This window comes from Tabrizicola sp. (assembly GCF_022842145.1).
Taxonomy (GTDB): domain Bacteria; phylum Pseudomonadota; class Alphaproteobacteria; order Rhodobacterales; family Rhodobacteraceae; genus Tabrizicola.
The window spans coordinates 99916-113235 of record NZ_JALHQD010000010.1 but is presented as its reverse complement, the minus strand read 5'-3'; the positions used below and the strand labels follow the sequence as shown (position 1 = coordinate 113235).

The window sequence follows — 13320 nt, the reverse complement described above, 5'->3', positions numbered from 1 at the left end:
CGGCGGCTCCTATGATATGACGCGGGCGTCGAAGGGATGGGTGGATTGAAATCGGCTTGGCGTCTCGACGCCGGTATCGGTCACGATCAGCGTCTCGATGCAGCGCCAGCCATCATGGCCGGGGCGGTAGATGCCTGGCTCGCAGGAAAAGACCATGCCGGGGCCTGTGGGAGTGTCGTCGCCGGGCGAGAGCCACGGGGCTTCGTGCCCCTCGACACCCATCCCGTGGCCGATCCGGTGGCGGATCGTGTCCCCGAACCCCGCCGCGCGGATCGGCGCAAGGGCGGCGTCGTTGACGCTCGTGCAGGTCTGGCGCTGGGCAAGGGCCTGGATGGTGGCGGCGTTTGCATCTGCCATCGCCTGCATCACGCGGCGCTGGTCCGCTGTCGGGTCGCCATACACAAGCGTGACGCCGCTTTCGGCGTGATAGCCGCCAAGGCTGCACCCGATGCCCGCGATGATTGGCTCGCCCTTCTGCGGCACGCGCGCCAGCACCGTGCCATGCGGCAAAGCCCCCCGAGGCCCGGAGTGGACTGACGCGGTAATGCCCATCTTGGTACCCGCAAAGGTCTGACCGTGCGTTGCCGACAAAGCCCGGCGGGCATGGCCCGTGCAATCTGCCATCAGGTCCAGTTCGGTCGCGCCTTGGGCAATCATATCGCCTGCTTGCGCCAGCAGACGCTCCAGCACCAAATCGGCAAACCGCGCGGCCTCGCGGATCAATGCGAGTTCGGGCGCGTGCTTGATGGTGCGTTCGGGCAGGCAATGGTCGGTCAGGTCAAGCCTCGCCACCATGCCCTGCGCTGCCGAAAGATACCTTGCGTCCAGCGCATCTACCGCCAGACGGCGCGCGCCCGTCTGAGCGATCATCCACAGGGCAGGGGGGATGAGGCCGGGAAATTCCTCATAGGTGCTGACTTGCACGCCCGCGACGCCAAGGGCGTTCTCCAACTCCAGATGTGGCACGAACAATATCGCCTCGCCCTCAACGGGCACCCACAGGCCCATCGGCCGTTCGTTCACCGAGAACAGCCAACCCGAAGCATAGGCCACGTTGCCCGGAGCCAAGAGCAAGAGCCCATCCAGCCCTGCGGCTGAAGCCCGTGCTCGCAGCCGATCCCTCAGCATCGCGTGAAATGAGGCGGGCAGGGGGGTCACAGCACCCCCTCATAAGGACCGGTGGCGACGATCTGTCGGTTGATCCCGATTTCCTCGGCCAGCGCGTGCAGATCGGCCAGAACCTCGTTGTCCAGCGGCACGCCGTCGCGAGATTTGCGGGCCGCGCGGCGGGCTTCCTGCTCTCCCGGCAGAAGGACTTCTTTGAACCCCGGCCGCAGCGCGCGGGACCGGATCATGCGGGCAAACTCTCCCATCCGCTCCTCGAACTCCGCCAGCGGCTGGAACCATTCGATGTCGATGGCGGTCAGGGTGTGGCTGACGTCCAGTTTTGCCGGGTCGGAATAGGGTTTCAGACCAAAACCGCCGCCGCCGATCACCCCGGTCAGCACATCGGTCATGAAGGCCAACCCGTAGCCCTTGTAAGTACCGATCCCCAGAAGCGCGCCGGCCATCGCAGCGTTCGGATCATCGGTTTCATGGCCATCCGGCGTCAGCGCCCAATCCAGCGGCATCGCTTTGCCCTCGCGCGCATGCCACTGCATCATGCCTTTGCCCGCAGTCGTCAGGGCAATGTCCATCACGGCGGGAAAGCCCTGATCGGTGGGGGCCGCGATGCCCCAGGGGTTGGTGCCGACCGCCCCTTCGCGCGCACCCCAGGGGGCCATTTCCGGCCCTGCGTTGGTGAAGCTGATCCCGATGCAGCCGGCTTCAGCCGCCTGACAGGCATGCACCGCGCTTGATCCGTAGTGGGTGGAATTGCGCACCACCACCTGCCCGATGCCGCAGACCTTGGCCTTCTGGATGGCCAGCGTCATTGCCCGTGCTGCAGCAACCGTGCCGATGCCGTTGTGCGCATCGACCAGCGCGAGGGCAGGGCTTTCCTTGACCACTTCCCACCGCGCGGCGGGGTCGACGAGTCTCTGGCTGATGCGCTCGTGGTAGCGTCGCAGGCGTTTCACTCCCTGACCATGCCCAGGGTGAAAGCGCAGTTCGGAAAAGATCAGTGCTTCGGCAAAGGTCCGGGCGTCGGGTTCGGACAGTCCCAGCACGCGAAAGCCTTCCTCCATGAAGGCGGCCAGACTGTCGCGCGTGACGTTGGTCATGGCAATCATGGTCACGGCTCCAACCCTAGAAGGTCGGCGATATTGGCTGAGCCGTCTATGAAGGCACCAAGCTGACCTGCGGGGGCGGTCATCAGCACCGCGATCCCGGGGCCGTATCCCGCGCGCGGCCCGTCGGTAGCGCAAACCACGCCGATCGACATGGCACCCCGCAGGTAGCCGTGGTTGTAGCGGCTGTCGGTGTCTTCCAGCGCCACAAGGTCGCCCAGCCGCAGCCCGTCCAGTCCCAGGCGGGCCAGTTCGGCGCGGTCGGTCGATTGCATGTGCAGGCTCCCCCCTTCCGAGGTCAGACCGAGGCCCGCGCCCGCCAGATGCGCCGGAATGCGCGCCACGACGCCGATCTCCAGAGCGCCCGCCTCGCGCAGTGACAAGGCTGCCAGCAGGTTCGGTGCGATGCCTTTCAGCACAATCTCGGGGTGGTCAGGCAGCGCCATGCCGATGCCTTCGGAGCGGATGATGATCTGATCGCCAACCGCCATTCGTTCACGGGCGGCCTTGGGGATATGGATGATCACCTGTTCTGAGAACCGGCCCGATTTGCCGGTAACCACGCCGACGGTGCCTTGCGCCTGCCCAGTCATCACCTTTGCGCGGTTGCCGATGCAGGCGAACACATTCAGGCCGCGGTTCTTCAGATCATCCGCCTGACGGATGCTGATGCCGGGATGGATACAATCCGCAGCCCAGCCAAAGGCGCTGTCGCCGACCGAGACGTTGTAGACGATCCCGCCGTAGGTTGGCAGCAGGAATGGCGTGCCGTTAGCGGCCAGGCGGTAAGGTTCCGCCGGCAGGCCCGCGAACCCCGGATGGGCAATGGCCCCGGCCACTGAAACGGCCACGAGATCGGCCTGGTTTGTCTTCAGCATCACGATGCCCCCATCTTGCAGAATGTCGCGATATTCGCGCCGCGGCTGATCTCGAACCCAAGCTCATCAGCAGGCCCGGTCATCAGCGTCAGGATTCCCGGGCCGTGCCCGGTCATCACACTGTCGCCGTGGATACAAAGGCAGATGGCGACCCGATCGGTGCTGTAACTGCGGCCAAAGCGATGATCGACATTGCGGATCGCGATGAGGTCGCCCAGCCGCATCTGATCGATGCCAAGGTCAGCCATCAGCGCGCGGTCGCCCGACATCAGGTCCTGATCGACGTATTCCGCATTCAGTTCCGCCCCCGATCCCATGATGCGGGCGGGCAATTCCATCGCCACCGGGCAGATCAGCTGGCCATTCTCGACACGCAAGCCATAGCCCTGCGCCAAAAGTGGGGAGGTCTTTTTGAACTCGATATTCGGCCAATCAGAAAGCGCGATGCCGCGCCCCACAGCCCGGATCTGGACCGTGTCGCCGATCATCAGGTCTTCCAGCACCTCGGGCGCGAAATCCACCAGAAGGCGGGCGTGTTCACCGGTCACGATGCCCTTGGCACCCCGCGCCAGACCCGACATCACCGTCGCCTCATTGCCGATGCAGGTCAGGTAGTGCAGCGCGAAATCCTGCATTTCCGTCCCGTTCGAGATCGAGACACCCGGTTCCACATGATCGCCCGCCCAGCCAAAGGCGCGGTCGCCCACACGCGCATTGTAAGCGATGCCCGACATGCCAGGCAGCACAGTGCCCTTACCATCAGGATAGTGCACATAGCCGTTCGGCCGCATCGTCGGCTGACTGATCTGGCCGGTCACGGCCATTTCTACCAGGCTGTCCGTATTCCATCGCAGCGTGTCTTGCATGGCACCCCCGGCCGGTCGTTCAGGTGGCGGGGCGTCGGCCAAAGTCGCCTTGACAATCCCGTTCGACTCATACGATAGTTTCTTTGTCGATTGTCGACAACATACAATTTAGCAGTCGACTGCAGCGCACCGCTGAGTCGGCTGTGACCGAAAGGAAGATGCCTAAGTCATGGGATATGCAGCATTTCTTGAACGGATGGGGCAGGTGAACGACCTGCTGAACGCCAAGTCCATCTTGTCATGGGATGCCAACACCATGATGCCACCCGGTGGTGCTGTGACGCGTGCCAAGCAGATGGCTACCCTTATGGGACTGGCGCGTGACGTGCTGGTATCGGACGAAACCCGCAGCCTGCTCGACAAGGCCGAGGGTGAGGTTTCCTCAACCCCAGATGGTAGCGTCGAACGCACGATCTGCGCCCAGACCCGCGACGCCATCGACTATCATCTGCGCATCCCGTCCGACCTGATCCGCAAGCGGACTGAATTGGGTGGTCTTGGTCATGACATCTGGGCCGAGGCGCGCAAGAACGACGATTTCGCCGCCTTCACGCCGCTGCTGGAAGAAACCGTCGCTCTGAACCGCGAGATGGCGGAACACATCGGCTATGATGCGCACCCCTATGATGCGCTGATGTATCGGTTCGAACCTGGCGAGACGATGGCCACGCTGAAAACCCTTTTCGCCACGCTGCGTGAGGGGCTTCTGCCGCTGCTTCGCAAGGTGCAAGGGGCGGACACACCGCGCATCGACTTTCTGCAGCGCAACTATCCCGCCCAGCAGCAACTGGCCTTTGGCATCTCGATGGCGCGAAAGCTGGGCTACGACCTGCATCGTGGGCGGTTGGACCTGACCGTTCACCCGTTCGAGGTGTCGTTCACCCGCAATGACGTGCGCATCACCACCCGTATCGTCGAAGACTGGATGCCCGGCAGCCTGTTCGGCACCCTGCACGAGGCGGGCCACGGGCTTTACGAACAATTCGCCGATCCCGCCTTTGTCCGCACGCCGCTGGCAACCGACCTTATCGGCTTCTACGCGGTCAGCGGCGTCAGCTTCGGTGCGCATGAAAGCCAGTCGCGCCTGTTTGAAAACCAGGTCGGCCGCTCACGAGAGTTCTGGGAGCTGAACTTCGCCGAAGCCAAGGCAGCCTTCCCCGAGCAGCTTGCCGACGTCGATGCGACTGCCTTCTGGCGGGGCGTGAACCGCGTCAAGCCCGGCTTCATCCGGGTGGAGGCGGATGAGTTGACCTATGATTTCCACATCATGCTCCGCGTCGATATCGAAGCCGCCCTTGTGGACGGATCGCTTTCTGTGAAGGACCTGCCCGAGGCGTGGAATGCCAAGATCAAGGAGTACCTTGATCTTGATGTGCCCAACAACCGGCTTGGAGTGCTGCAGGATGTGCACTGGTCGTCAGGCCAGATCGGCACCTTCTGCAACTACACCATCGGCAACGTCATGGCAGGCCAGCTGTTCGCCAAGGCGCGTGAGGATGCCGCAGTGGCCGACGGTCTGGCGCGTGCGGACTACACCCCAGTCCGCGAATGGATGACCGAACATGTCCACCGCCACGGTCGCCGCTACACGCGCGATGAACTTCTGGTCCGCGCCACTGGCCGCACGCTGGATCCCGCCCCCTATGTGGCGCACCTGACGCAGAAATATTCTGAAGTCTACGGGGTTTGATGATGAACGCGACCACGCGCCTTGCCGACCGGGTGAAGCTTAAGGATGCCCACCTCATCACCCGCATGACGGACATCGCCGAGGGCTTGGCGGACGTCATCAAACTGGGGCGGGGCGATCCTGACCTTGATACGCCGGCGCATATCATCAAGGCGGGCCAGGACGCGCTGGGCAACGGTGCCACGCACTACACCCACCCCCTGGGCCTGCCCGCGCTGCGCCAGGCGATTGCGGCCAACATCTCAGCTTATGGTGGGGCGACCTACGCCCCCGAAAACATCGTCGTCACTCCCGGCGGGCAACATGCGATGTTCATCATCGCGCTAGCGCTTCTGAACCCCGGCGACGAGATCCTCGTGCCCTGTCCGGGGTACAACCCCTACCATCAGGCCGCCGAGATGGCGGGCGCCGAAACCGTCCACATCCGCATGACGATGGAGACGAATTTCACCCTGACCGCCGAGATGGTCGAGGCGCACATCACGCCCCGCTCAAAGATCCTTGTTCTCATCAACCCGTCGAACCCGACCGGCACCGTCACCCCGCCGTCCGAAGTGCGCCGCATCGCCGAGGTGGCGCGAAAGCATGACCTGATCGTCATCTCCGACGAGATCTATGCCCGCCTTACCTACGGCAACAACACCGTGCAGCCGGTCGCAAGCCTGCCCGGCATGTTCGAACGTACGATCACCTTGTCAGGTCTCAGCAAGGCCTATGCGATGACCGGCTGGCGCATCGGCTACTTCGCCGGACCGCCCGACCTGATCCCCGCGCTGGCCGAGATCAACCACGCCTTCGCCATCTCAACCGCCGCGGCCAGCCAGCACGCGGCCATCGCAGCACTCACCGGCCCGCAGGACTGCGTAGAGGAGATGCGCCAGATCTACGACGCGCGCCGCATCGCCCTTTGCGCCGGACTGACCGAAATGGGCATCCCCTACGCCGAGCCGCAGGGCGCTTTCTACGTCTACGCCAACGTCGCCTCTACCGGGATCGGCGCCACCGCCTTCTGCGAGCGTCTGCTGCGCGAAGGCCAGGTGCTGATGTACCCCGGCGGCATTTACGGCGACTACACCGATGACTTCGTCCGCATGTCACTGACCCAACCCGTCGAACGGATCCGCGAAGCGATCACCCGCATGAAAACCGTGGTCGCGGCCATCCGCGCTGAAGCCGCCTGAAGGAGATCCCGATGAAAACCGACAACCCCAACGTGATTGGCATCAAGCACATGGCCTTTGGCGTCCGCGACGCCGAGGCCGCGCTGGCCACCTACGCGCGCTTTCTGGATGTGCCTGCCGATACTGAGATCACCGTGTTCCCCAAGTCAAAGAACAAGGTGGCCCTCTTCAATCTGGGCGGCATCGAATACCAGCTGTGCCAGTCGCTCGATCCGCAGGGCCGCTTTGCCAAGTGGATCGACGAGCGCGGCTCGGAAGGCCTGCACCACATCTGCTATGAGGTGACAAATATCGACATGGCGCTCGCCCACGCACAGGAAAAGGGCGCCAAGCTACGCATCTGCCAGGCCTGCCAGAAATACGGCTCGCACCCGCACCCTGAAGGCTGGGTCGCCTTCTTGGACAATGACGCCGGCGGCATCGAGATCGAATTCATGCAGGTCTACACGCCCGAACAGCTTCAGCAGTATCAGGTCAAGGGGGTCTGAAATGGCGCAAACCCTGACCATCGGCACCGCCTCGGCCGCACCGGGCAGCATAGCCCGTGGCGTCATTCCTGTCACCCATCTGGCCGGAGGCACGCCGGTCGAAATCCCGGTCGTCATCGTCAATGGGGCGATGGACGGCCCCTGCTTCTGGGTCAATGGCGCGATACACGGCGATGAACCGGAAGGCCCGCTCGCCTGCCAGATTGCGCTGGCCGAAGTGGACCCCGCGCAGCTGAAAGGCCGTCTGGTGATGGTCCCGGTGGTGAACGTCCCCGCGTTCGAGGCCGCCCAGCGGGGCAATCCGTTGGACACCTTCAGCTATGACATGAATCGGATCTATCCCGGCAATCCCAAGGGCTATCTGTCCGACCGCATCGCCGCCGCGCATGCTGCCGCAATGGGTCCGGTCGCGGATTTCGAGATATCGATCCATTCGGGCGGCGCGCACAGCTATCTGGCCAAGGCGATCTTCGTCGACGAATCCCCCGCCTCAGTGGAACTGGCGACCGCGATGGGCCCCGGCTGGGGCTGCATCATGTCGAACTTCCTGCCGAAAGGCAGCCCGATGGCCCATATGAAAGAGCTGGGCAAGGTCGGCATCACGGTCGAACTTGGCGGCCGGTCCGCCACTTCGCCCAAGGAATTTGCTCGTGTCGGGCGTGAACTTGCGGACTCGATCCTTAACATTTTGCGACACTACAAGATGTATCCCGGCACGGCCGAATACCCCCACCCCCGCTACATTGGCGAACAAGAGGCCCTGCTTGCCCCCGCCTCTGGCATCTTCCTGCCGGCTGACGGGGTGGAGTTTCTGACGATGATGGAAAAGGGCGATCCAATTGCCCGCATCGTCAACATCTTCGGCGATACCCTCGCCCAGCTTGTCGCCCCGGCTGACGGCATGTTCTTTGGCCTGCGGGCTCTGCCCAACGTGCAGACCGGCGACTGGTGCTGCTTCTTCTGCAAGGTGTCGGGGACGCGTGATTGATGCCGGACACCGCTCGCCCCCTTATTGGCTATGGCAACCACGCACCTGATGTACGCTGGCCAAACGGGGCCCGTGTCGCGGTAAACTTCGTGCTGAACTATGAAGAGGGGTCGGAATACTCCTTCAGTGACGGTGACGGGAAATCCGACGCCGCCCTGACCGAAGTGGCCCAGGCGCGCGTGCCGCCCGGCCTGCGCGATCTTGCAGCGGAAAGCATGTTCGAATTCGGCACGCGCGTCGGGTTCTGGCGGCTTTACCGGCTGTTTCAGGACCGTGGCCTGCCTCTGACCGTCTTCGCTTCGGCCTTGGCGCTGGAACGCGCCCCCGATGCGGCCGCGGCGATTGCTTCGACCGACTGGGATATCGTCTGCCACGGCTGGCGTTGGATCGAGCATTACCTGCTGGACGAGGCGACCGAGCGTGACCACATCGCGCGCGCGCATGCCTCGATCCTCAAGACATTGGGGCGGCCGGCCGAAGGCTGGTACTGCCGGTACGGGCCAAGCCCCGCCACCCGCCGGCTGGTGGTCGAACATGGCGGCTTTTCCTACGACAGCGATGCCTACAACGATGAGCTGCCATATTGGCAAACCGTCGCGGGTAAGGGTCATCTGGTGGTCCCCTATTCCCTGGCCACCAATGACGCCAAGCTGGTCGGCGGGACACTGGTCACTGGTCGGGCCTTCGGGGAAATCCTGATCGACAGCTTCGACATTCTGGCGTCCGAGGCGCACCTGCATCCCCGGATGATGTCGGTTGGCATGCACACCCGCGTCCTCGGCCATCCCGGCAGGGTCGTGGGCCTGATGGCCTTCCTTGACCATATCGCGGGGCGCGATGATGTGTGGGTGTGCCGCAGGGCAGACCTTGCGGCGCACTGGCGGGCTCAGGTGCCGTATCAGCCTGACGGGGTGGGTGCGGGATGACCCTTGGGCACCAGATCACGACAGGAACGCCGGACGCGGATGCATTCAGACCGTTCGGCGATATCCTTGCGCCGCCCGACGGCCCCGGCGGTCGGCGGCAGTTCGGCCATTGGCTCAAGCCGACTGCGGCGCTTGACCTGCAGTGCCATCTGAACACCGTCGCAGTCAGTGCGTTGCCTCTTGCGCTGGATCGGATGGAACGCCACCCGCACGCCGCGCAGATTTTCCTGCCACTGGACGTCAGCCGCTATCTGGTGACGGTCATGCCCGCGGACGCAGACGGCAGGCCTGACCCCGCAGGCGCGCTGTCCATGCTGCTGCCGGGCACACTGGGCGTCGTCTATCGACCGGGCGTCTGGCATGCACCGATCACGGTCCTCGACCGCGACGGCCACTTCGCGGTGATGATGCAGCGCGGCGCGCCCGACGACGATGTGATAGTCACGATCCCCCCCCTCACACTGACCGGCCTCAGGGCACAAGAGCTTGCACCATGATCCACCAGACCCGCCTTTTCGTGCCCGCCATCACGCCGTTCAAGGCCGACCTCAGCGTCGATACCGCCCGCTTTGTCGCGCATTGCAAGCTGCTGCTGGAGGACGGTGCCGATGGCCTGGCCCCCTTCGGCACCACGTCTGAAGCCACGTCGATGAGCGTGGCTGAACGCATGTCCGCCCTTGATGCGCTTGTGGACGCAGGTATCCCGGCCACCCGCCTGATCCCCGGCACCGGCTGCTCGGCCTTGCCCGACAGCATCGCGCTGACCCGTCATGCGCTGGCCCATGGCGTGCGCGGCACGCTGACCCTGCCGCCGTTCTTTTACAAACCCGTGTCTCCCGATGGACTTTTCGCCAGCTACGCCCGCCTGATCGAGGCTGTGGGGTCTGACAGCCTGCGCCTTTATCTATACCATATCCCGCAAATGACCGGCGTCGGCATCACGCTTGACCTGATCGGCCGGCTGACCACCGAATTCCCCGGCATCGTGGCCGGCCTGAAGGACAGCTCCGGCAACTGGGACAATACAGCCGCAGTGATCGCCGCCTTCCCCGAGATAGAGACCTATTCCGCGTCGGAATCGCTTCTGGTGCGCAACGTCGCTGCTGGCGGCGCGGGCTGCATCAGCGCCAGCGCCAACGTCAACGTGGCGGGCATCATGGCCCTGATCCGCGCGCTCGGCACGCCTGATGAGGCTGCCCGGCTGGAAGCTGTCGGCGTCATCCGCGCCCTTTTTGAACAGGTGCCGCTTATCCCCGCAATCAAGGCGACGGTCGCCCGCCGCCTGTCTGACCCCGACTACGCGATCACCCGTCCGCCGCTGATGCGCCTTGATGCATCGCATGACGCGGCCATCCTGCGTGCCTGTGCCTTGTGTTTTGGAGGAAACACCCCGTGACCGATCAACTTCCCGACCAGCTGGATTCTGTGCTGTCAACACTCACCCCGATTGAACAGATGCCCCTGCGCATGCAGATCGCCGACATGCTGCGGCGGACCATCGTCTCGGGCAAGTTGCGCCCTGGCTCGGTGCTGGTGGAAACCGCCTTGGCCGAACAGATGAACGTCAGCCGCGCCCCGATCCGCGAGGCGATCCAGATCCTGGAAAATGACGGGCTGGTCGAAACTGTCGCCTACAAAGGCAAGCGGGTGAAACCCCTGACCGCGCGCGAGATCGAAGAAACCTACAGCCTGCGCGAAGTGTTCGAAGTGATGGCCGTCCGCCGCATCCTGGAGATGAACAAGCCGGTGGAACCTCTGTGGATCCACTGCCGTGCCATGGCCACCGCCGCCCGCAACAATGACCGCGAGGCGCTGACCGCGGCTGACGAAGCGTTCCACCGCACCCTGATCCGTCTGTCTGACCACGATCTGCTGCTGGCGTCTTGGAACAGTCTCTATTTCCGCATCCACCAGATCATGGCCTTGCGGAACGTGGCCCAGCCCAACCTCGCCGAGATCGCGGCCAACCACCCGCCCATCGTACACGCGCTGGAAGACGGGGATGTCGACAAGGCCGTCAGCCTGATCTCGGAACACACCCGCAGCATCGCCGATCTTGACCCTGCAAGCATAGCCGAGATGAACCTGTGACCGGCGCGCGGGTCCTGATCTCTGGGGCAGGGGGCTTCGTCGCGGGACATATCGCGGCTGGTCTTGCGGCCATGGGATACAGGGTCTGCGCGCTTGACCTCACCTTCGATGCGGCGGCAAAGCAGAGGCTGGCCGGTTGCGACCTGGTGGCCGCCGATCTTGCGGCGGACGGGGTCGCTCTGCCGCCGGCAGAGATCGTGATCCATGGTGCCGCGCTGACAACGAGCTCCGCCGCGTTGGGGTTGACGTCGGCACAGCATGTCGCCGCCAACACACGACCGCTGCTGACCATGCTCACCCATGCTGGCACAATCCGCCCCCGGGCCTTTGTCTATCTCTCGTCTTCGGGCGTCTTTGCTGCCACCGATGGCGCGCCAGACCTGACCGACACCTGCACCCCAACTGCCCAGGGGCCATACAGCGCTGCCAAACGCGCGGGTGAGGCGCTGGTGCCGGGTGCCTTGGGCGACATCTGCCAGACATTTATTCTCCGGTTGGGCTACCTCTATGGCCCGGGCGAGGCTGCGCGGGCCAGCCGGATGAAAGTCTCGCTCATGCAAGGCTGGATCGACGCTGCCCGCAATGGCGAAACCCTGCAGTACGACGCCACCGATCCCCGCCGCGACTGGACCTTCGCGCCTGATCTTGGTCCCGCCATCGACCGGCTTTTGTCCGGACCCGGTCGCGCGCAACCCATCCACTTGTGCGCCGCTAACCCGCCCCGCGACAGCGAGGTCGTGGCCCAGATCCGGCGCCATTATCCCGCGGCGACCCAGCGCAAGGTGCCAGAGCAAGGCGCGAAGCCCCCGATGCTCCCTTCGTCCGTGCCTTCCCTTGAAGGGTTTGCCTGGACGCCAGTTGCCGACGGTATCGCCCGCCTTGCCCAGGCCGAGGCGGCGGTATGACGCAGGTCCGCCTCATCCTTATGGGGCTTGGCGCGCGAAGCGCCATCTGGCGGCGTGTGATTGGCGAGAACCCGCGGGCCCGCATCGTCGGTCTGGTCGACACCAACCCCGCCCGGCTTGCGGCGGGGCTTGAGGCGCACCCTGCCTGCATCGGTGGCACGACGCTGGCTGAGGTCGCGTCGCAGGTCGAAGCCGATGCCGTCATCCTGATCACCCCGCCCGCGAACCGCCACGCCCAGATTGCTGCCGCGTGCTCGGCTCGGCTGGCCATTCTGGCGGAAAAGCCACTGGCAGATAGCCTTGGTGCTGCCAGCGCGCACGTGGCCAGCGCCGAACTTGCCGACGTGCCGCTCATGGTCGGCCTCAACTTTCGCTATCTCGCCGTGACGCGTGCGCTGGTCGACCTCTTCCGCGATGATCTTCTTGGCGCACCCGCCTTCGGCCGCTTCACCTATGAACGCTGGCGTGACGGCCGCTTGCCGCACCTGAACCGCTACCCTCTCGACATGGCCCAGCCGATGCTGTGGGAGCAGTCGATCCACCATTTCGACCTGATGCGCCACGTCTATGGCTGCGAGCCCGTATCCATCTCCGCTCGGACCTGGAACCCGCCTTGGTCTATGTATGCGGGCGACGCAAACGTCTCTGCTTTGATCAGCTTCGGCGGCGGGATCGAAGTGACCTATCAGGGCACCTGGGCTGGCAACCACGATCACCTTGGCTTCAATTGGCGCACCGATTGCGCCAAAGGCGTCGCTGTCCAAGCCGAGATGTTTGGCGCCCTTTCCTATGCCCGGCGCGATGACCGCAGCTTCACCCCGGTCGACCTGCCGCCCACCGAAATGTGGCGCGACGACGCCGCAGCCCTTCTGGCCGACTTTCTGGCCCACCTGATCGACGCCGCGCCCCTGCACTGTTCCGGCGCGGACCACCTGAAATCGCTCCGCATGGTCGAGGCCTGCATCGCCTCTTCCTCTCAAGGCAAAAACATCAATCCGGCTGAACTGAATGACCTGGCGGGGCCAGTCAGCCGAACCTCCCCACCAACTCCAACAGTAAAGAGGACGTCCTAATGCCCA

General features: G+C 64.3%; 14 protein-coding genes. 10 read left to right on the top strand and 4 right to left on the bottom strand.

From position 1 onward, the window contains the following. Positions 1 to 9: 9 nt before the first annotated feature. From Q0C42_RS19460 to Q0C42_RS19445, 4 genes are read right to left on the bottom strand one after another with little or no spacing between them, the layout of a single operon-like run. Complete coding sequence (locus Q0C42_RS19460; protein WP_295079999.1) at positions 10 to 1158, bottom strand: Xaa-Pro peptidase family protein; 1149 nt, start codon at positions 1156 to 1158, stop codon at positions 10 to 12. After that, positions 1155 to 2231: an Ldh family oxidoreductase gene (locus tag Q0C42_RS19455; RefSeq protein ID WP_295080163.1), complete on the bottom strand. Its 1077-nt coding sequence runs from the start codon at positions 2229 to 2231 to the stop codon at positions 1155 to 1157. Before Q0C42_RS19455 ends, Q0C42_RS19460 begins: the two co-directional genes overlap by 4 nt. 2 nt (positions 2232 to 2233) lie before the next feature. Next, the gene (locus Q0C42_RS19450) at positions 2234 to 3106 is read right to left on the bottom strand and encodes a DUF4438 domain-containing protein (protein WP_295079996.1); all 873 of its coding nucleotides are present in this window, start codon (positions 3104 to 3106) and stop codon (positions 2234 to 2236) included. Next, positions 3106 to 3972, bottom strand: a complete 867-nt coding sequence (locus Q0C42_RS19445) for a DUF4438 domain-containing protein (protein WP_295079994.1) — start codon at positions 3970 to 3972, stop codon at positions 3106 to 3108. The genes Q0C42_RS19450 and Q0C42_RS19445 overlap by 1 nt, the downstream gene beginning before the upstream one ends. Positions 3973 to 4141: 169 nt before the next feature. Between Q0C42_RS19445 and Q0C42_RS19440 the strand changes: the two genes are divergently transcribed. From Q0C42_RS19440 to Q0C42_RS19395, 10 genes are all read left to right on the top strand, one after another. Further along, on the top strand, positions 4142 to 5662 hold the full coding sequence (locus tag Q0C42_RS19440) for a carboxypeptidase M32 (protein WP_295079991.1): 1521 nt from the start codon (positions 4142 to 4144) through the stop codon (positions 5660 to 5662). A gap of 2 nt (positions 5663 to 5664) precedes the next feature. Next, a complete protein-coding gene (locus Q0C42_RS19435; protein WP_295079988.1) occupies positions 5665 to 6843 on the top strand; it encodes an aminotransferase class I/II-fold pyridoxal phosphate-dependent enzyme in 1179 nt (392 codons plus the stop codon). Positions 6844 to 6854: 11 nt separating this feature from the next. Next, entirely contained in the window at positions 6855 to 7331 is a 477-nt protein-coding gene (locus Q0C42_RS19430) for a VOC family protein (protein ID WP_295079985.1), read from the top strand. A 1-nt stretch (position 7332) separates the two neighbouring features. Beyond that, a complete protein-coding gene (locus Q0C42_RS19425) occupies positions 7333 to 8319 on the top strand; it encodes a succinylglutamate desuccinylase/aspartoacylase family protein (protein ID WP_295079983.1) in 987 nt (328 codons plus the stop codon). A gap of 89 nt (positions 8320 to 8408) precedes the next feature. Next, complete coding sequence (locus Q0C42_RS19420) at positions 8409 to 9245, top strand: polysaccharide deacetylase family protein (RefSeq protein WP_295079980.1); 837 nt, start codon at positions 8409 to 8411, stop codon at positions 9243 to 9245. Then, positions 9242 to 9742 (top strand): ureidoglycolate lyase, encoded by a 501-nt coding sequence (locus Q0C42_RS19415; RefSeq protein WP_295079977.1) that lies wholly within the window; start codon positions 9242 to 9244, stop codon positions 9740 to 9742. The genes Q0C42_RS19420 and Q0C42_RS19415 overlap by 4 nt, the downstream gene beginning before the upstream one ends. Next, positions 9739 to 10641, top strand: a complete 903-nt coding sequence (locus Q0C42_RS19410) for a dihydrodipicolinate synthase family protein (protein ID WP_295079974.1) — start codon at positions 9739 to 9741, stop codon at positions 10639 to 10641. The genes Q0C42_RS19415 and Q0C42_RS19410 overlap by 4 nt, the downstream gene beginning before the upstream one ends. After that, entirely contained in the window at positions 10638 to 11336 is a 699-nt protein-coding gene (locus Q0C42_RS19405) for a GntR family transcriptional regulator (protein ID WP_295079971.1), read from the top strand. The genes Q0C42_RS19410 and Q0C42_RS19405 overlap by 4 nt, the downstream gene beginning before the upstream one ends. Continuing rightward, positions 11333 to 12241 carry an NAD(P)-dependent oxidoreductase gene (locus tag Q0C42_RS19400; protein ID WP_295079968.1) on the top strand — a complete coding sequence of 303 codons (909 nt, stop codon included), beginning with the start codon at positions 11333 to 11335 and terminating at the stop codon, positions 12239 to 12241. The genes Q0C42_RS19405 and Q0C42_RS19400 overlap by 4 nt, the downstream gene beginning before the upstream one ends. Next, positions 12238 to 13314, top strand: coding sequence for a Gfo/Idh/MocA family oxidoreductase (locus tag Q0C42_RS19395; RefSeq protein ID WP_295079964.1), 1077 nt, complete (start codon positions 12238 to 12240; stop codon positions 13312 to 13314). The genes Q0C42_RS19400 and Q0C42_RS19395 overlap by 4 nt, the downstream gene beginning before the upstream one ends. Positions 13315 to 13320 lie beyond the last annotated feature (6 nt).

Coding starts and splice junctions, on each gene's coding strand:
- Q0C42_RS19455 (WP_295080163.1), bottom strand. CDS start 2,231: ATGATTGCCATGACCAACGTCACGCGCGACAGTCTGGCCGCCTTCATG.
- Q0C42_RS19450 (WP_295079996.1), bottom strand. CDS start 3,106: ATGCTGAAGACAAACCAGGCCGATCTCGTGGCCGTTTCAGTGGCCGGG.
- Q0C42_RS19445 (WP_295079994.1), bottom strand. CDS start 3,972: ATGCAAGACACGCTGCGATGGAATACGGACAGCCTGGTAGAAATGGCC.
- Q0C42_RS19440 (WP_295079991.1), top strand. CDS start 4,142: ATGGGATATGCAGCATTTCTTGAACGGATGGGGCAGGTGAACGACCTG.
- Q0C42_RS19435 (WP_295079988.1), top strand. CDS start 5,665: ATGAACGCGACCACGCGCCTTGCCGACCGGGTGAAGCTTAAGGATGCC.
- Q0C42_RS19430 (WP_295079985.1), top strand. CDS start 6,855: ATGAAAACCGACAACCCCAACGTGATTGGCATCAAGCACATGGCCTTT.
- Q0C42_RS19425 (WP_295079983.1), top strand. CDS start 7,333: ATGGCGCAAACCCTGACCATCGGCACCGCCTCGGCCGCACCGGGCAGC.
- Q0C42_RS19415 (WP_295079977.1), top strand. CDS start 9,242: ATGACCCTTGGGCACCAGATCACGACAGGAACGCCGGACGCGGATGCA.
- Q0C42_RS19410 (WP_295079974.1), top strand. CDS start 9,739: ATGATCCACCAGACCCGCCTTTTCGTGCCCGCCATCACGCCGTTCAAG.
- Q0C42_RS19395 (WP_295079964.1), top strand. CDS start 12,238: ATGACGCAGGTCCGCCTCATCCTTATGGGGCTTGGCGCGCGAAGCGCC.